Genomic DNA, 17,742 nt, shown 5'->3' with positions numbered 1-17,742 from the left:
CCCTTGCGGTTCAGGACCTTCCGGTCCGGAACCTCGACGGTTCCGACCGGCAGGGACCCGGACTTATCGATGGGTCCGGCTAGCGCTGGAGCCGATCGGGCGGGTCAGGCGGGTTGTCCCGGAGGACGTTACGACGCATATATGATGACCAAGCAAAACGGTCAAGAATTGTGTGCGGAAAACCCCACTCCAAGACGGGAAAATCCGTGATGGGCCAAACGGCCCGTGCGCCGGGGCGGTTTGCCGGATGAAAGTCCGGCCGGTCGTTGCGGTGGTTCCAACAACCCTTTGTCCGCGTCAGGAACGTCGTTCCCATGCCTGAAGTGCTCTTCAACGGTCCCGCCGGTCGCCTGGAAGGCCGTTACACCCACGGCAAGCAGCCGAACGCCCCGGTCGCGCTGCTGTTGCACCCGCACCCGCAGCACAATGGGACGATGAACAACAAGGTGGTCTTCACCCTGTTCCAGTCGTTTACCAAGCGCGGCTATTCGGCGCTCCGCTTCAACTTCCGCGGCGTCGGGCGCAGCCAGGGCACCTACGACAAGGGGGAGGGCGAGCTGGCCGATGCGGCGGCGGCGCTGGATTGGTTGCAGACCTACAACCCCAACGCTCCGCTCTGCTGGATCGGCGGCGTGTCGTTCGGCGCCTGGATCGGCATGCAGTTGCTGATGCGCCGTCCGGAGATCGACGGCTTTGTGTCGGTTTCGCCGCCGGCCAACCTGTTCGACTTCTCGTTCCTGGCGCCGTGCCCGTCCTCGGGCCTGATCATCAATGGCGACAAGGACGAGGTGGTGCCCCAGGCCGCGGTGACCAAGCTGGTGACCAAGCTGTCGCACCAGAAGGACATCCGGATCGACCACCGCGTCGTTCCCGGCGCCAGCCACTTCTTCGTCAACCGCACCGACGATCTGGCGATCCAGGTGGACGATTATCTGGACAAGGCGCTGGGCAATCCCATCGCGGCGGTGGCCGAGTAAGCAGGATCAAGCAAGGGAGAGCGGGGGAGGGGGCAAGCGGCCCGGACCTCCCCATCCCCTCATTGTTCGCAGCCCAGAACCCACACATCATAGATCGGGTTCTCCATCGCCGAGAGTGCGGGGCTGGAGGCAAACATCCAGCCGCTGAAGACCTGTTCCGCCTGCTCGCCCGGCTTGATCTCCGTCACTTCCAGGAAAGCGGCGGATTCCGGCGTCTCGATCGGCGGATTTTCGCGGCAGGCGCGCAGGGTGATGCGCAGGCTGCTCATCGCCTTGGTCTCCCCGACCTTCATGGTGAAGGTGGAGGTGCGGGCGGTCACTTTGTCCAGCCATTGCAGCTTGGCCGCCGGCCGCTCGATCATCTGGCTCGGCACCGGAGCGGCCTGGACGGCCACGGATGCTAGCAGCGCCGCGGCACCCAGCAGGCCGGCGGCTGGCCGGAGAAGATTGGGCCGGAGATAACTAGAAAGTCTCGTCACGTCGGATCGCTTCCGTAATTGCGGACGGCACTCCATGGCAAGACCCAGCCTGTCAGCGGGAACTTTGCCGGGGCGCTCCGCCTTCTATCCCGGAAGCGGGGTCACCGTCTAGTGGCGGGGTCCAGTGGTGGGGACGCCGGGGTGCGTTGTGCGGAAATTGCGGCTCAGCGTGTGACGGTGCTGCGTGACGCCGGCGCACTGTAGGTGGCGCCGGACCCGCTCTGCGTGGCGTTGCGGTCTTCGATCTTCTGGGTCGCCGCACCGGCGCCGGCCCCCGCAGCCGCTCCGACCACGGCACCCACCGGTCCGCCGACCACGGCACCGCCAAGCCCGCCGGTGGCCGACTTCTCTTCCATGTCGGCGCCGCAGGCGGCGGTCGCCAGAGACAGGCCGAGGGCGGCCAGATGGAACAGACGCATCGCGTTCCTCCTGCTTCGTGATCCGGCTGCGAGGTCGATCCGGACTGGAGAAGGAACGCTTGGGCGGGGCCGTCGGTTCCGGCCACGCCCTGGGTTGGACGTCACAGCTCGTTGGACATCACAGCTTCGGCGGCTGGGCCGGGGCCTGTCCGGGGGCCTGGCCCTGCTGGCCGTTGGCCTGATCGCCCGACTTGCTCATGCTCTGCAGCGAGAAGATGACCTGACCCAGCAGTTGTTCCAGGCCCGGCGTGCTCTGGGTGAATTCGATCTTGCCGTTCGGCTTGATGGCGTCGGGATCGCCGCCCGGCTCCAGCGACAGGAACTTGCCGCCCAACAGGCTTTCCGAGGCGATGACCGCCGCGGTGTCCTTCGGCAGCTTCACCGAATTGTCGACCGACAGGTGAACCACCGCCTGATAGGTGGTGGGATCGAGCGTCAGTCCGGTGACCGTGCCGACCTTCACGCCGCTGATCCGCACGTCGGCGCCGCTCTGCAGGCCGGTGATGCTGTTGAAGTTGGCGGTGATGTCATAGCCCTGCACCTTGCGCAGGTCCGCACTTTTGTAGGCGAAGGCAAGGAACACGGCGGCCACGGCGAGCACGACGCCGCCAAGCACGGTCTCAATCACATTCCGGCGCATAGAGCTATCCTGCTGCGAATTCCCGAATCGAAACCCGGCCCGCATGGGGGCCGGGCTTTCCGTTCCGCTTTCCGTTCCGACCCGATGGCCGGTGCCGGTGTGGATCAGCTCGGAGTCCAGGGCTCGTAATCGCCGGTGGCCGGCACGCGCTGCCCGCCGGCCAGCACATGGCCGGGCGGACGGTAGGCCTGGACCGAGCCCGACATGTTGGGCAGATGTTCCTTCTGCCACGGCTTGTGGTAGGCGCTCGACCCCTCGGGCAGCGGCTCCTTGGTGGTGTGGTGCAGCCACCCGTGCCATTCCGGCGGGATCTTGGAGGCGTCGGGCTCACCGGCATACAGGACCCAGCGGCGCTCGCGCGTGCCGGGCTTGGTGTCCTTGTTGCGGTAATAGACGTTGCCGAAGCGGTCGCTGCCGACCTTGGCGCCCCGACGCCACGTGACGTAACGGATGTGAATGTTCGCCAGTTTGGTGAACAGGGAGATCGGCTCGCTCATCGTCGCTCACGAATTCCGGAGTCTGGCCCCGCGGAAACGGGGCTGGTCGAATGCGGGCCGCACTATGACACCGCAAGACACGCGCGTCCACCGTTGGTGAGGCCCAAGCTGCCCGAAGGGTGGAAAGAGCGGAGCTATTGCAGGCGGGTCGCGGCGATCCTGGCCGTATCGACCGGGGTGGCAGTGCAGCCGCCCAGCGTCGGGCCGACCGGAAGCTCGCCGAAGGCCGCCAGCGCGCCCTCGGCCTTCAGCCGGCCGACGAATCCCGGCTCCACGCCGCGGGCGACCCAGGCGAATCCGAGCCAGGTGGAGCGCACCGGCTCGCCCCCGGCCCGCACCATCGCCGCCATCGCCTCGGCATCGCTGGTGCCGGGGGAGAAGACCGCCAGCATCATGCCGTCGGTCGTGTCGGGCAGCGCGGCGCGTTGCAGTGACAGCCCCATCAACCCGGCCCAGACCAGCAGGATGCCGCCCAGCAGTGCCGCGGCAAGGCCGTGGCCGATGGGAAATGCGGCGGGGGAGGGGGCGGGGCTATCGCTCATGCGTGTTTATCTTACGCCTTTGCTTCGGCCGCCGCCAGCGACGGGGCGGGCTTCTCGGCGATCGGCCAGTGGACGATTGTCGCGAACATCGCCAGCGCCACGCCCAGCCACCAGACGACGTCGTAGGACCCCGTCCGCTCATACAGTACGCCGCCGAGCCAGACGCCCAGGAAGCCGCCGACCTGATGGCTGAAGAAGGCGAAGCCGTAGAGGGTGCCCATGTAGCGGGTGCCGAACATCAGCGCGACGAGGCCGGAGGTCGGCGGCACGGTGGACAGCCAGAGCAGGCCCATCACCGCGGCATAGGCAATGACCGTGACCGACGAGATCGGCAGCAGGATGAAGATTGCCGTCGCGATGCCGCGCGAGAAATAGTTGGCGCACAGCAGGTAGCGCTTGCTGACCTTGCCCGCCAGGATGCCGGAGGCATAGGAGCCGACGACGTTGAACAGGCCGATCAGCGCCAGCGCCCAGGCGGCCAGCGTCGGGCTGATGCCGGCGGCGGTCAGGTAGGGCGGCAGGTGGGTGGTGATGAAGGCCAGTTGGAAGCCGCAGACGAAGAAGCCGGCGACCAGCAGCACATAGCTGCGGTGCTGGAAGGCCTGACGCACTGCGGCGACGTAGCCGATGTTGGCGCCGGTCACCGCCGGAGTGCCGCTTGCCGTCATGCCCTTGGGGCCGGGGAAGACGCCAGCCAGCAGCGGCACCGCGATCATCGAGGCGGCCAGCAGCAACAGGGCTGTCTGCCAGCCGAAGCCGGCGATGAACGCCTGACCCATCGGCGCGAACAGGAACTGGCCCATCGATCCGGCGGCGGTGGCGATGCCCACCGACCAGCTGCGCTGTTCCGGCGGCAGCAGCCGGGTGAAACCGGCGATGATGATGCCGAAGGAGGCGCCGGACAGGCCCAGCCCGATCAGCACGCCGGCGGTCAGGTACAGTTCGGCGCTGGTGGTGGCATAGGGCATCAGCGCCAGCCCGGCGGCATAGAGGATCCCGCCGCCAGCCAGCACCGGGGCCGGACCGTAGCGGTCGGTCAGCGCCCCGGCGAAGGGGCCGCCGGCACCCCACAGGATGTTCTGGATCGCCATCGCCAGCGCGAAGACGTCGCGGCCCCAGCCGCGGGTTTCCGAAAGCGGGCCGATGAACAGGCCCATGCTGGAGCGCGGTCCGAAGGCCAGCATCGAGATCAGGCAGCCGCAGACAACGACGAGTGCGGGCGTCCTCCAGGAGGGCGCCGGTGCAGGGGTAACGGTGGTCAAGGCATCCTCCCGGATCCGGGCGCCGCTGCGGGGTATCGCCGCGCGCCGGTGTTATGGAACTGCTCTGCCTGCGACGATAGGCGGGCCTCAACAGTTCGGCAAATTCATAATCGGCAATCGGGTCATTCCGCAGCGGAATGCAGGAGGGGATGCTCGTCCATCGCGTGCTTGGCCGCTGTGCACCCGGGCAGGCGTCCAGCCGCCAGTTCCTGCCGAAGCGCCTCCTCCAATCGGTCGAAGACCGGGGCGATGCGTCCGGCCGTCCGCGACTGGATCAGCCAGATCGTCACCGACATCCGGAAGTTGGGAAGGTCGAGCGGGCGCACCGCCGTCGCATCGGGGATCGGTGCGATCAGCCCCATCGGTGCCAAGCCGAAGCCGACGCCGCGGGTCACCAGCGACACCAGCAGGCTCTGGTCGTAGGCCTCCACCGTCACGTTCGGCTGCAAGCCGAGCGGCGCCAGCGCCTGCTGCAGCGCCTCGCGGTAGCGGCAGCCGTTCGGTTGCAGCACCCAGCCGCGCCGGTTCATGGCGGCGAGATCGCTGGATGCGTCATCGGGAGAGGCGATGACGTTGACCGGTTCTGTGCCGATCCGGCGGACCGGCAGGTCGTCGGGGGGCATCTGCCCCTCGCACAGCAGGATCACCGCGCCGTCCAGCGTGCCGGCGCGGACCTGCTCGATCAGCGGGTTGCTCCAATCCGAATGCAGCCGCAGGGTCAGGCCGGGGAAGCCGGCGCGCAACTCGTCCAGCGGCCGTCCAGTGGCCAGAGCGGTCAGCACATGGGCCATGCCGAGCCGCAGCAGCCCGCGCGGTTCGGCCGACCCGGCGAACGCGTCGGCGAAGTCGCTGGCCGCCGCCAGGATGCGCCTTGCATGGGCCAGCGCCAGTTCGCCGTCGCGGGTCAGGGCCAGCGGCTTGGTCTGCCGGTCGAACAGCACGACGCCAAGCTCCGCCTCCAGCCGCTGGATCAGCCGCGACACGGCGGACTGCGTCAGCCCCAGCCGGTTGCCGGCCTCCTGCACCGACTGCGCATCGGCAACGGCGATGAAGGTGCGGATCTCGTTGAGCTTCATGGGGCGGCCATACGGTCGGGTGGGGTGTACACCGGCAGGACGCGGCACTGCGTCTTCGCGACTGGTGTACCAGTGTCGGACCGCGCTACCCTCGGGTCAAGACATCGATAGGGAGCCGTTCATGTCCGCCACTCCGCCCGACCGTTCCAGCCGCGAATATCCCGACCGCCCCTGGGTTGGCGTCGGGGCCGTCGTCTGGCGCGGCGACAAGGTGCTGCTGATCCGGCGGGGCAAGGCGCCGCGGATGGGGCAGTGGAGCCTGCCGGGCGGAGCCCAGTCGGTCGGCGAGACGGTGTTCGAGACCGCGGTGCGCGAAGTGCGGGAGGAGACCGGGCTGGAGGTCGTGCCGACCGGGATCGTCACCGTGGTGGACGCCATCACCCCCGATGCCGAGGGGCGCGTCCACTACCATTACACACTTGTCGAGGTGGCGGCGGAGAGTGCAGAGGGCGAACCGCTCTGCGCCGACGATGCGCTGGAGGCCTGCTGGGCGACCGCCGATGAGGCCGGGGAACTGACGGAGTGGGACGAAACCCGCCGGGTCATCCTGATGTCTGCGGCCCAGCGGCAGAGCCTCCCAACCCGATAGGCGGCAGGATCGCGCTGCGCTCGGCAAGGAAATCGTCCACCCCGTCGGCGGTCAGCGGGCGCGACAGCCAATAGCCCTGCAAGACATCGCAGCGGTAGGCTTGCAGGTAGAGCCGCTGTTCCGGCGTCTCCACCCCCTCCGCCACCACGCCCAGCTCCAGCGCGTGGGCCAGCGCCACCACCGCCTGGACGATGGCGGCGGCATCACGGTCCTCCACCATCGCCTGGACGAACTGCTTGTCGATCTTCAGCGCCTCCACCGGCACCCGGCGCAGGGTCGCCAGCGAGGACCAGCCGGTGCCGAAATCGTCCAGCACCAGCCTGATTCCGGCGCCCCGCAACCGCAGCAGCGCCTCCCGCGCCTCGGCCGTCTGGCTGAACATGCTGGTTTCGGTCAACTCCAGCTTCAGGTTGGCGGCGGGCAGGCCGGTCTCCGCCAGGATGCCCAGCACCTTCAGCACCAGCCCCGGATCGTCGAGCTGCCGCGCAGACAGGTTGACCGACACCGGAATGTCGGGATAGCCGGCGCGAAGCCAGCCGGTCGCCGCGACACAGGCCGTCCGCAGGGTCCATTCGCCGAGCAGGTGGATCGCCTCCCCCTGCTCGGCCATCGGCACGAAGACATCGGGGGGCAGCATGGTGCCGTCGGACAGGCGCCAGCGCGACAAAGCCTCGAACCCGGTCAGGCGGTTGGTGACGACATCGGCCTGGGGCTGGAAGACTAGGGACAACTCCTGCCGGTCGATGGCGTCGCGCACCCGCGCGGCGAATCCGGCGTCGGATATCCCCTGTGTGCCGGGTCCGTTCGCGGGTCCGTTCGACGTCGCGTGCGTGTTCGCCACCGTCCGCTCCCTCTCGACAACCATTCCTTGGCTCTTCAAAACCCCGTTGGGGGTCGCTGCCATAACAACCACAGGAGGGGTTTGTTAACCATGTCGCGAAAGAGCTTGACGAATTTTATATGGTTACGAAAGTGTTAACGTTGCTGCGCCGGTGACAAGAAAAGGTCGAAGCCGAAGCGGCACAGCTCCCCTATGGGACGTGAACGCTTACGCCCGAGCTGCTCCCCGTTTGAGACGACTGGGCAGCAGCTCACCCGATTGATCGAGGACTGGATAGGCAGCGGCAACCAGATGGGCGTTGATCCGCCGCAGGTCGCGCAGGATGTCGAGGTGGAGGGCGCTGGTCTCCACGCTTTCCTTGCGGCCGGCGCGCAGGCGGGCGAAATGCGCCTCGGTGGCGCTGGTCTCCAGATCGCGGATCACCTCCTTTTCATGGATCAGCGCGCGGGCCGAGCGGACATCGCGCGACACGAAGACGGCGGCGGCCAGCCGCTGGGTTTCGCTCAGCCGTTCCAGCATGCCGGCGATCTCGCCGGCCCCCTCGGTGGAGAAGCGCAGCTTGCGTCGGATTTTCTTCGAGGCCGTCTCCATCAGATTGCAATCGACGATGTCGCCGACATGCTCGAGGTTGATGGTGAAGGTCAGCACGTCCGACATCCGGCTGGCGTCGCTTTCGTCCAGATCCTCGACATTGATCTGGGTGAGATAGCCTTTGATCGCCTCGTGCAGCCGGTCCAGCACATCGTCCATCCGGCGGATTTCCTGCACCCGCTTGCGGTCGTCGGTCTGGAGCACGTCCAAGGCACCGCGCAGCATGCCATCCACCGTGTCGGCCATGCGCAACGCCTCGCGCGAGGCATTGGCGATGGCAAGATGGGGGATGCGCAGCGCGCTGCGGTCGAGATAGAGCGGCATCGCCGGGTCGGCGACCGCCACCCGCTCCGGGAACATCCGCGTCAGTGCTCGCGCGAACCAGGGCAGCGGGCCGATGAACAGCCCCGCCATCGCCAGGTTGAAGGCGAGGTGGAAGTTGGCGGCGAGCCGCGTGGCATCCGGCGACACCGTTTGCAGGCCGGCGGTGATCGGCCCCAGCAGCGGCACGACAATCAGGCAGCCGACGAGGCGGTTGATCAGGTTGCCGACCGGCAGCCGCCGGGCCGCCGGGTTGCGGCCGTCGCCGCCCGGCCCCTCGATCACCGGATTGACGGCGCTGCCCAGATTGGCGCCGGCGACCATGGCGATTGCGGCTTCCGGCCCGATCACCCCGCCGCCAGCCAGCGAGGCGATCAGCAAGATGGCGGCGACGCTGGAATGGGCGGCCCAGGACAGCAGTGCCGCCAGCATCACCGCCACCACCGGATCGGCGGTCAGCATCGCCAGCATCCGCCGCAGCATCGGTGCATTCTCCGCCGGGGCGATGGTCGCCAGCAGCAGGTGCAGCGACAGCAGCATCAGGCCGAGCCCGATGGCGACGCGGCCCAGGTCGCGGCTGCGCGTCCGCGCCCCACGGCGGAAGGCGATGAAACCGCCCAGCAGCAGGACCGGCGCCACATGGGCGACGTCGAAGGCGAGGATCTGGACGATCAGGGTGGAGCCGACATTGGCACCCAGCATCACCGCCAGCGCCGGCATCAGCGACACCAGCCCGGTGGCGGTGAAGCCGGTCGCCATCAGGCCGGTGGCGGTGCTGCTTTGCAGCAGCATGGTGATGCCCATGCCGGACAGGAAGGCGGTCCAGCGGTTGCGCAGCCCGGCCCCGAGGATGCGGCGCAGGTCGCCGCCCAGCGCGCGGGTCAGCCCGCTCTGCACCATGTGCAGCCCCCACAGGAGCAGCACGACATTTCCGGCGAGTTCCAGCAGCACCCGTGTCGCCTGCATCGCACCCCCTTTGTCGGATCGGGGATGCGGTCAGGCGGCACCCCTAACTGAAGGGTAGGGTGCGCGGATTGTTGCGACAATATGACAGTTGGGTGACAGCGTAGGGGGAAGGGGAGCGATTAAGCTCCCGTTCCCCCGGTCGGCATGACTCAGACGTTGAAGCGGAAGTGGAATATGTCGCCGTCCTGGACGACATATTCCTTGCCTTCCTGGCGCATCTTGCCGGCGTCCTTCGCCCCCTGCTCGCCACCCAGCGTGACGAAGCTGGTGTAGTCGATGGTCTCGGCGCGGATGAAGCCGCGCTCGAAGTCGGTGTGGATGACGCCGGCGGCCTCGGGCGCCTTGGCGTTGCGGCGCACGGTCCAGGCCCGCGTCTCCTTCGGGCCGACGGTGAAGAAGGTGATCAGGTCCAGCAGCTTGAAGCCGGCTCGGATCAGCTTGTTCAGACCGGTTTCCTCCAGCCCCATCGACTCAAGGAACTCGGCCTTCTCGGCCGGGTCGGACAGCTGGGCGACCTCGGACTCGATGGCGGCCGAGATCACCACGACCTCGGCGTTCTCGGCCTTGGCCTTTTCGGCGACCTTGGCCGAGAAGCTGTTGCCGGTCGCGGCCGACGCCTCTTCGACGTTGCAGACATAGAGGACCGGCTTGTCGGTCAGCAGCATGAACTGCTTGAACACCGACCGCTCGTCGTCCGACACCTCGACCACGCGGGCGGGCTTGCCGTCCTGCAGCACCTTCAGGGCGCGCTCCATCAGGTCGGCCTTGATCTTGCTGTCCTTGTCGCCGCCCTTGGCCTTTTTCTGCAGGCTGGTCAGCTGGCGCTCAAGGCTTTCCATGTCGGCGAGCATCAGCTCGGTTTCGACCACCTCGGCATCGCGCAGCGGATCGACATTGCCCTCGACATGGGTGATGTCGTCGTCCTCGAAGCAGCGCAGCACATGGACGATGGCGTCCACCTCGCGGATGTTGGCGAGGAACTGGTTGCCCAGCCCTTCACCCTTCGACGCCCCGCGGATCAGGCCGGCGATGTCCACGAACTCCAGCTGGGTCGGGACGACCTTCTGCGACTTGGCGATCTCCGCCAGCTTGTCCTGCCGCGGGTCGGGCACGCTGACGCGGCCGACGTTCGGCTCCTTGGTGCAGAAGGGGAAATTCGCCGCCTCGGCCGCCTGGGTGGCGGTCAGGGCGTTGAAAAGGGTCGACTTGCCGACGTTCGGCAGGCCGACGATGCCGCAATTGAAGCCCATGGTTGGGTGCTCGCCGTCGGAAATTCTGGAATTGACGCGCTTTATCCTACGATGGGGACCAAAGCGCAAACGCGAAGTGGGGGAATGCCAGAACCGGCAAGGCCCGGCAGGGACTTATTTGCCTTGGGTCGCCACCGTCACCTTGTTCATGAACAGCTCTGGCTGCCCATCCACGATCAGCGGCAGATTGTCGGAGACGGCGTCCAGCAGCGGGTCGATCCAGCCCTGGTCGGCCTTGGCGAAGTCGTGCAGCACATAGCCGCTGACCAGATCCTTGTTGCCGGGGTGGCCGATGCCGAGCCGGACGCGCCAGTAGTCCTTGCCGATATGCGCGTCGATGGAGCGCAGGCCGTTGTGGCCGCCATGGCCGCCGCCCTTCTTCACTCGGATTTTGCCGGGGGGCAGGTCCAGCTCGTCATGGATGACGACGACGTTCTCGGGCTTCAGCTTATAGAACTGGAGGGCGGCCACCACCGACTGGCCGGACAGGTTCATGAAGGTGGCGGGCTCCAGCGCCAGCACCTTGTCGCCGGCGACGGTGCCTTCGGCGGTCTGGCCCTGGAACCGCTTCTTCCACGGGGTGAAGCGGTGGCGCTGGGCGATGGTCTCCACCGCCATGAAGCCGATGTTGTGGCGGTTGCGGGCATACTCGTTGCCGGGGTTGCCCAATCCGACCAGTAGCAGCATGTCCCTCACCCTTTATCCGGAAATCAGGCTCCACAAACGAAGTGGGGGGCCGAAGCCCCCCACCGTAACCATCTTCGAAGAACGGACGCTCCCGATCAGGCAGCGGCGCCCTCTTCCGACTTCAGGCCCGACGGCGCAACGATGGTCGCGATGGTGAAATCGCGGTCGGTGATCGTCGAGGTCACACCCTCCGGCAGCTTGACCGAGGAGATGTGGATCGAGTCGCCGACATCGAAGCCTTCGCACGAGATGGTGATGTGCTCGGGGATGCTGTCGGCCGGGCAGCTCAGCTCCAGCTCGTGACGGACGATGTTCAGCACACCGCCGCGCTTCAGGCCGGCCGACTTGTCCTGGTCGGCGAACTCGACCGGAACCTGCACGTTGATGCGGGTGTCGGACGAAACGCGCAGGAAGTCGACATGCAGCGGGACATCGGTCACCGGGTGGAACTGCACGTCGCGCGGCAGGACGCGATGGGCAGCGCCGTCGACGGTGACCTCGAACAGGTGCGTGAAGAAGCCCGGCTGATGCAGGACGCGGGTGAACTCGAACTTCTCGAGCGAAATGGTGACAGGAGCCTGCTTACCACCGTAGATGACGGCCGGAATACGGCCGTCACGGCGGGTCTGGCGGGCGGTCCCCTTGCCGGCCCGTTCGCGCGTCTCAGCGCCGAGCGGAATGATCTTGGTCATGACGATGCTCCAAAACGAAAAGGGCGCCGGCCTCCAGGGGTGCCGACGCGTGCGCGGCGTGCATACGGCAAATAGCAGAGCACGTCAAGGTCCGCGCCGAATGGAACATTTGAAACATCGCGCCGCCGGCTGTTCAACGTTCCATCCCCACACCCGTCCCATCCGTCGCCACCAGTCTGCCACGGCGGGGCGGAGCGGGTGAAATTATCGTCAAGAAGACTGACGTTAGGAAGACTGGAGCGGGCGCGACAGGGCGATGGAGCGCACGGCCGGATCGGCCTCCAGCCCGGCGAGGTCGGCCGCAGCGATCTCGGCGGTGACGATGCCCGGGGCTATCGGCCGGCCGCTGGACAGGCAGTCGGGTGCGGTGGCGTTCGCATGCAGGCGGACGATCACAGCGACACGCTGGGCGTCGTCCAGCGGCTGGGTCAGCATCGACGGGGAGGGGCTTTCCAGCTTCCTGAGCGAGGCGAGGTCAATCGGCATGCCGGCCATCCATAGGAAGGGGCGAAGGGCGACAGGAAAAGATCTGCCCTCCGCGTCCGGGCGATGATGAGCCCCACCCCCCGTCAAGGCAAGCATGCGGGCGATGGCGGCCCATCGTCACATTCCGGCGGTTCAGGCCCTGGCCTGGCCTCCGCCCTGGGTGGCATACCACTCGTCGAAGTCCTGGTTGCGGGCGGAGTCGTAGTCGAAATCCTCCAGGATGGCCGCGGCCGATGCCCGTCCGTGGCCGTGCTGCGGATCCCAGTCCGCTCCATCGGGCGGGTCGCGGTGGACCATGCGGATCAGGCGCTCGCGCAGAATCGCCGTGTCCATCGGCAGGCGCTTGCGGATCGACCGGGCATAGATCAGCGCGATCAGTCCGGTCACCGCCGGGGCGGCCATGCTGGTTCCGTATTTCTCGACCACACCGGTCACCGTCCGCGACCACGCCGCCTTGACGCGGTGTCCGGGGGCGGAGAGGTCCGGCTTCTGCCGCCCGTCACGGGTCGGGCCGGCGCTGGAGAAGAAGGAAATGGGCGTGCCGGTCGAATGGGCATCGTGCGACCCGACGATGATCGTCGAATGGCCGGTCGAGATCGAGCCCAGTATGTGCGAGGCGACCGGCTGGGCGAACTGCGCCTGACCGGCATCGGACCGCTCGATCCAGGCGTGGTAGTCGACGGGGCCGTCGTCCAGCGTCCGGAGCCGGATGGTCCATTCCCCCTTCGGCGCCCCCAGGGCGATCCAGATGCCGATCACGTTGTCGTGGTTGTTGGGGTCGTCCAGCCGGTTGACGATGAAGACCGCCGGCGGCTTGCCCGGAACGCCGTAGGGCAGCGAGCCGTTCGGATCGACCGGGCCGATCTCGGTGCCGTCGGGGGCGACCAGCGTCACCGACAGACGCCGCTGGCCGGGATACCACAGCTCCACCTCGCCGCCGGCAGACGTGGTCTCGTAGCCGGGGATGGTGAGCGTGGGGATGCCCAGGCCGATGGAACATTCGCCGCCGGCCGGGACGGTGCCGCTGGTGTGGGTTCCGCTCTGCTGGGAATTGCCGGCGGCGATCACCACGGCGCGGTAGGGGCCCGCATTGACCATGGCATCCAGCCCCTGCTCCACCAGGGAGGTGCCGTCATGCGGACCGCCGTTGGTGCCCAGGCTGAGATTGACCACGCAAGGGCGGTTGCCGGCGGCGTTGAAGATGTAGTTGACCGCTTCCAGCAGCTGGACGGTGCTGCCCAGCGTGTGGTTCAGCTGGTCGGGCGAGTTGAACGGGGTGGGGAGCTTGGCATCGACGAAGATCAGCGACGCCTTCGGCGCCACGCCCGGCTGCTTCGATCCCAGCCCGTTGCCCGCGGCGATGTCCATGACATGGGTGCCGTGGGTGCCGTTTTCCTGGGGCCTGGCGGGATCGTCCTTGGCCGGAGCGTAGCCGAGGGCTTCGTAGGGATCGTCGCTGGCCAGCGCCGCGTCGATCTGCGCGGGCGTGTAGAGCGCGCCATAGGGGAAGAGCGAATTGGGCGTGCCGGACTGGTCCCACAGCGCCAGCAGGCGCGTACGCCCGTCGGCCTGCCGGAAGTTCCGGTGCACGTAGTCGCAGCCGAAATCGACCACGCCGACGACGACACCCTCGCCATCCCGGTGCGCATGCTGGACCCAGGGCGGCAGCACGCCCGGCACTGCGGGATCGTGCAGTCCCGGCACCGCGACCGTGCCCAGACCCATCTCCGAAATGGTGGCGTCCAGCGCGGAATGGGTCGGCTGCGCCGCCTTCAGGCTGAGCACCACGGCATGGGCGTGAACCGCCTCGACCTGATCGGCATGCAGGCGGCCGGTGACGATCCACGAGCCGTCGGCCGCCTTGCCGATGGTGCTGGCGGATTTCACGCCCGGCAGGGCAGCCCACTCGTCCGGCGAGGTGACGCGGGCCATGACCGGCACCTCTTCGTCGGCAGCCGGTGCTGCGGCCATCTGGTCCTGCGCGGGGCTCTGCGCGGAGCGGGCATGGCGGCGGGCATGGGAATCGCGGTTGAGGATGCGGAGCTGGAGCCGGTGGTCCATCGGAGCGCCGGGGCCGCCCGGAAGGCTCCGCCCGGCGGACAGATCGGGAGACTCGACCGGGGTCAGGCCCATATGGTGGGCATGAAGCGGTAACCGTGGCGCCATTGGCGGGGGCCTCCGTAAGCGGGATCCGAACCACAGACCGCATTCCGGCCAGCCGGACGGGGAAGGCCTCTACGAGAAGGTGCGGGCCCTACCGTAATGCATGCAAAAGACTGTTGTCTGCGGATGATGTATATTTTTACGGAAGATACTTTCCAGATTGCAACCGCTCAGAATGGTCCCGGCCTCACAGCCCCGTCGGGGTCGGGCGCGTGTCGGCGGTCCTCGTGCTACCCTGGTCGATCAGCGGCTGGAGCGCCGGGGCGAGGCTTTTCAGCAGTTGGGCGGGCAGGGCGCTGGTGAAGCGGTAATTGTCGGCCTCCGGCCCATGGACGAAGGCGGTCATGGTGCCGAAGAAGCGGTCGCCGATGTAGAAGACGAAGGTGGCGGTGCGGTTGACCGCCTTCGATTCGATCAGCACGCCGCCTGGCCCCCAGCGGTCGAGCCGGTGGTCGCCGGTGCCGGTCTTGCCGCCCATCGGGATCGGTGCGCCCGCCGGATCCTTGAAGGAGCCCCAGACGCGCTTGGCGGTGCCGTTCTGCGCCACATCCATCAGGGCGCGGCGCAGGGTGGCGCAGACCTCCGGCCGCAGCACTCGCTCGCCCTGCAAGGGGCCCAGCCCGAGCTTCGCCTCATAGGGCGTGCCGGCGGCGAAGTGCAGCGAGCGGATCTTCACCGTCGGCTGGCGCACCCCGTCGTTCAGGATCAGCCCCATCAGTTCCGCCAGCGCCGCCGGGCGGTCGGCCGAGCTGCCGATGGCGGTCGCCAGCGACGGCACCAGCGTTTCGAACGGATAGCCGACGCTGCGCCATTGGGCGGTGATGCGCTGGAACGCCTCCTCTTCCAGCCCGATGCGGATGCGGGTGTTCTGGGCGGCCATGCCCTTCTTGAACAGCCAGCGATAGCTCTCCTGGCGTTCGTCGGCGCTGGCGGCCAGCACCTCCGCCCGCTTGGCGTCGGGATGCTGCTGGAGATAGGCGACCAGCCACAGCTCCAGCGGATGGACGCGGGCGAGATATCCCAGATCGTTCAACGGGAAGCGGTCCGGCCCGTATTTGGAATAGAGCGCCGACAGCTCGGCGTCGGACAGCGCTTTTCCCGGCAGCCGGCCGCGCAGGAAGCTGGAGAACTCCGCCAGCCCGGCCTTGGGCCGCACGCTGCGGAAGATCACCGCCAGCCGGTGCGGCACCGGGCGCGAGCGGGTCGCCAGCCGGGCCAGCGCCTCGTCCGGGCTGCGCTTGCGGTAATCGTTGTAGAAGCGGTTGAGGAAGTCGGTGCCCTCGCGGTCGGCGAAGCGGGCGAGATAGGCCTGCCGGGCGGGATGATCGGGGGTGCGCAGGATGTCGGCGCCGTCGTCCGCCCCCTCGTCCATATAGAACTGGACGACATCGCGCATCAGCCGGATGAAGGGCAGGTTGACGCTGTTCCGCAGCGCTTCCTGCACGGTCAGGATGCGGCCGTTGTCGTCCTTGTTGAAGTTGACGAAGCTGTGCTGGCCGCCGCCAGTGAAGAAGACCTCGCCGGGGCTGGCGGAATAGCGCCGCTCCATCGCCGCATCGAGCATGACCGGCAGCCGGCGGTCGGGCGCCGCGGCAAGCCAGGAGGTCGCCCAGCGGGTCAGGTTGTCCGAGGCCTCGTCCTCGACATCGCCCAGCAGCTCCTTCGGCAGATGGGCGTAGCGGCTGTGCAATTCGGCGACGATCTGCAGATATGTCGCCAGCGTGCGCAACTTGGCGGTGGAGCCGAGGTCCAGCTTCGCCCCGTCGTTGATGTCCAGCGGCTGGTCGAGGTTGTCGGCCTGGACGCGCAGGTAATTGGCCTCGGGGCCGCGCTCGTAGAGGGTGATCGAATAGACCAGCTTCGACAGGTCGTTGTTGCGGGCGTCGAGCAGCCGCTCGCCGGTCAGCCCGAGCGAGCGGGCATAGTCGGGGTCGTTCAGCCTGCCCAGCACCTCCACCACGCGGGCCTGGGTTTCGGCGTCCAGGGTGGATTGCGCGGTCAGGTCGAGCCGGTCGAGCGCGTAGAAGTTGGAGACGCCAAGCATGCCGAGCAGCCGGGCGCGGATGGCGTTGGTCGCCTTCTGCTCGACATAGGAGGTGGCGGGGCTGGTCGGCGCCTCCTCGCGGAAGACAAGCGGGGTGGCGAGGGCGGCGTCGCGCAGGGCGGGATCGATCACGCTGGCCTGGGCCAGGGCGCGCAGATGGGCGTCGGCCAGCCGGTCGAGCGCGGCACGGTCCTGGATCAGGTAATGGGACGGCCGCCGCTGGGCCAGCAGCAGGGCCAGCACCTGCTTGTAGGCCAGCGCCTTCAGCTTCAGGGTGCGCGGGTCGCCTGCGGGGTCGCTGAGCACGCGCTTGGCGATGGCAAGGTCGGTGCCGAACCAGGCCCACAGCCCGTCGCCCAGCCCGTTCACCTCGCCGAAGCCCGAGCGCGCGGTCAGCGGGGTGGAGTTCAGGTAATCGACCAGGATGCGGCGGCGCGCCTGGGTCGTGTCCTCGCCGTCGCTGTAGGCGCGGACGCTGGCCGAGGTCATCTGGCGCAGCTTCTCGACGCTGCCGACGGTCTGGCCGTCGGGCGAATGGCGGTATTTCTCGATCTGGGTGGCGAGCGTCGAGCCGCCGGGGGAGCGCTGGCCCGGCCGGATCATCTGGATCGGCAGCATGGCGACGGCGGCGCCGAAGCGGTCCCATTCCACCGCCGGGTTGCGGCGCGGCTGGTCCTCGTCCAGAAGTTCGCGATTCTCGATGAACAGCAGCGTGTCGGCGACCAGCTTCGGCACATCGTCGAAACCGTCGAACACCCGTTCGGGATAGCGCGCCGAATACATGACCGCGCCGTTGCGGTCGAGCAGGGTCAGCCCGGCCTGCGTCTTCTCGCGGTAGATCGGAAAGCCGCCGCCGGCCATGAAGCGGTCGAGGGCCGGCGACAGCACCGCCTGCTGCTCGATTGCGTAGACGTCGTGGGTCAGCGCGTCGAGCTGGCCGGGCAGGGCGGTGTAGCCGAGCCGCTCGTTGTACGGCCCATGCTTGGGATGGCGCGCCTGGGGATTGGGGCCTTCGCGCAAGGAGACGGTCATCGACTGGGCGACGCCGGAGAGCAGCCGGGCCTGGAGGCGCGAGGTCTCCATTTCCCGCCAGCCGGCATAGCCGGCGGCGGCGAGCGTGATGGACAGCGTCGCCGCAATCGCGACCCGCCCGGTCCAGCGCCCAAGCTGCATCCACCCCTTTGCCATCTCGGATGCGCACCCCCTGTCGCCCGACCCAC

At 67.9% G+C, this 17,742-nt stretch carries 17 protein-coding genes; 2 read left to right on the top strand and 15 right to left on the bottom strand.

Annotated features, from left to right (window positions below):
• The first annotated feature begins 314 nt into the window (after positions 1 to 314).
• Positions 315 to 977, top strand: coding sequence for an alpha/beta hydrolase (locus ABNQ39_RS07755; RefSeq protein WP_376956583.1), 663 nt, complete (start codon positions 315 to 317; stop codon positions 975 to 977).
• Positions 978 to 1,036: 59 nt separating this feature from the next.
• Here the strand turns inward: ABNQ39_RS07755 and ABNQ39_RS07750 are convergent, their stop codons facing one another.
• The 7 genes from ABNQ39_RS07750 to ABNQ39_RS07720 all read right to left on the bottom strand — a co-directional run bounded on the left by ABNQ39_RS07750 (position 1,037) and on the right by ABNQ39_RS07720 (position 5,892).
• The gene (locus ABNQ39_RS07750; protein WP_376956581.1) at positions 1,037 to 1,456 is read right to left on the bottom strand and encodes a DUF2155 domain-containing protein; all 420 of its coding nucleotides are present in this window, start codon (positions 1,454 to 1,456) and stop codon (positions 1,037 to 1,039) included.
• A gap of 164 nt (positions 1,457 to 1,620) precedes the next feature.
• Positions 1,621 to 1,875, bottom strand: a complete 255-nt coding sequence (locus ABNQ39_RS07745) for a hypothetical protein (protein WP_376956579.1) — start codon at positions 1,873 to 1,875, stop codon at positions 1,621 to 1,623.
• A 118-nt stretch (positions 1,876 to 1,993) separates the two neighbouring features.
• Positions 1,994 to 2,515: an outer membrane lipid asymmetry maintenance protein MlaD gene (gene mlaD, locus ABNQ39_RS07740; protein ID WP_376956577.1), complete on the bottom strand. Its 522-nt coding sequence runs from the start codon at positions 2,513 to 2,515 to the stop codon at positions 1,994 to 1,996.
• A 104-nt stretch (positions 2,516 to 2,619) separates the two neighbouring features.
• Positions 2,620 to 3,012 carry an NADH:ubiquinone oxidoreductase subunit NDUFA12 gene (locus ABNQ39_RS07735; protein WP_098739448.1) on the bottom strand — a complete coding sequence of 131 codons (393 nt, stop codon included), beginning with the start codon at positions 3,010 to 3,012 and terminating at the stop codon, positions 2,620 to 2,622.
• 134 nt (positions 3,013 to 3,146) lie between these two features.
• Positions 3,147 to 3,554 (bottom strand): hypothetical protein, encoded by a 408-nt coding sequence (locus tag ABNQ39_RS07730; protein ID WP_376956575.1) that lies wholly within the window; start codon positions 3,552 to 3,554, stop codon positions 3,147 to 3,149.
• A gap of 11 nt (positions 3,555 to 3,565) precedes the next feature.
• Positions 3,566 to 4,816, bottom strand: coding sequence for an MFS transporter (locus ABNQ39_RS07725; RefSeq protein ID WP_376956573.1), 1,251 nt, complete (start codon positions 4,814 to 4,816; stop codon positions 3,566 to 3,568).
• Positions 4,817 to 4,938: 122 nt separating this feature from the next.
• Positions 4,939 to 5,892, bottom strand: a complete 954-nt coding sequence (locus tag ABNQ39_RS07720) for a LysR family transcriptional regulator (RefSeq protein WP_376956571.1) — start codon at positions 5,890 to 5,892, stop codon at positions 4,939 to 4,941.
• Positions 5,893 to 6,013: 121 nt separating this feature from the next.
• Between ABNQ39_RS07720 and ABNQ39_RS07715 the strand changes: the two genes are divergently transcribed.
• Positions 6,014 to 6,481, top strand: coding sequence for an NUDIX hydrolase (locus tag ABNQ39_RS07715; RefSeq protein ID WP_376956569.1), 468 nt, complete (start codon positions 6,014 to 6,016; stop codon positions 6,479 to 6,481).
• Here ABNQ39_RS07715 and ABNQ39_RS07710 read toward each other — a convergent pair.
• The 8 genes from ABNQ39_RS07710 to ABNQ39_RS07675 form a co-directional block, all read right to left on the bottom strand.
• Positions 6,435 to 7,322 carry an EAL domain-containing protein gene (locus tag ABNQ39_RS07710; protein ID WP_376956567.1) on the bottom strand — a complete coding sequence of 296 codons (888 nt, stop codon included), beginning with the start codon at positions 7,320 to 7,322 and terminating at the stop codon, positions 6,435 to 6,437. The two genes, ABNQ39_RS07715 and ABNQ39_RS07710, sit on opposite strands and share 47 nt — an antisense overlap.
• A 207-nt stretch (positions 7,323 to 7,529) precedes the next feature.
• Positions 7,530 to 9,200, bottom strand: a complete 1,671-nt coding sequence (locus ABNQ39_RS07705; RefSeq protein WP_376956565.1) for a Na/Pi cotransporter family protein — start codon at positions 9,198 to 9,200, stop codon at positions 7,530 to 7,532.
• Positions 9,201 to 9,349: 149 nt separating this feature from the next.
• The gene (gene ychF / locus ABNQ39_RS07700) at positions 9,350 to 10,450 is read right to left on the bottom strand and encodes a redox-regulated ATPase YchF (protein ID WP_098739455.1); all 1,101 of its coding nucleotides are present in this window, start codon (positions 10,448 to 10,450) and stop codon (positions 9,350 to 9,352) included.
• A 114-nt stretch (positions 10,451 to 10,564) separates the two neighbouring features.
• Entirely contained in the window at positions 10,565 to 11,137 is a 573-nt protein-coding gene (gene pth, locus ABNQ39_RS07695; protein WP_376956562.1) for an aminoacyl-tRNA hydrolase, read from the bottom strand.
• A 95-nt stretch (positions 11,138 to 11,232) separates the two neighbouring features.
• Positions 11,233 to 11,829 (bottom strand): 50S ribosomal protein L25/general stress protein Ctc, encoded by a 597-nt coding sequence (locus ABNQ39_RS07690; RefSeq protein ID WP_376956560.1) that lies wholly within the window; start codon positions 11,827 to 11,829, stop codon positions 11,233 to 11,235.
• 225 nt (positions 11,830 to 12,054) lie between these two features.
• Positions 12,055 to 12,315: a hypothetical protein gene (locus tag ABNQ39_RS07685; RefSeq protein ID WP_376956558.1), complete on the bottom strand. Its 261-nt coding sequence runs from the start codon at positions 12,313 to 12,315 to the stop codon at positions 12,055 to 12,057.
• 132 nt (positions 12,316 to 12,447) lie between these two features.
• The gene (locus ABNQ39_RS07680) at positions 12,448 to 14,481 is read right to left on the bottom strand and encodes a S8 family peptidase (RefSeq protein ID WP_376956556.1); all 2,034 of its coding nucleotides are present in this window, start codon (positions 14,479 to 14,481) and stop codon (positions 12,448 to 12,450) included.
• A gap of 184 nt (positions 14,482 to 14,665) precedes the next feature.
• A complete protein-coding gene (locus ABNQ39_RS07675; protein ID WP_376956554.1) occupies positions 14,666 to 17,710 on the bottom strand; it encodes a transglycosylase domain-containing protein in 3,045 nt (1,014 codons plus the stop codon).
• Between the last annotated feature and the right edge of the window lie 32 nt (positions 17,711 to 17,742).

The organism is Azospirillum sp. A26 (assembly GCF_042604635.1).
In the GTDB taxonomy this organism is placed as follows: Bacteria; Pseudomonadota; Alphaproteobacteria; order Azospirillales; family Azospirillaceae; genus Azospirillum; species Azospirillum palustre.
This window is presented reverse-complemented; position numbering and strand designations above follow the sequence as displayed.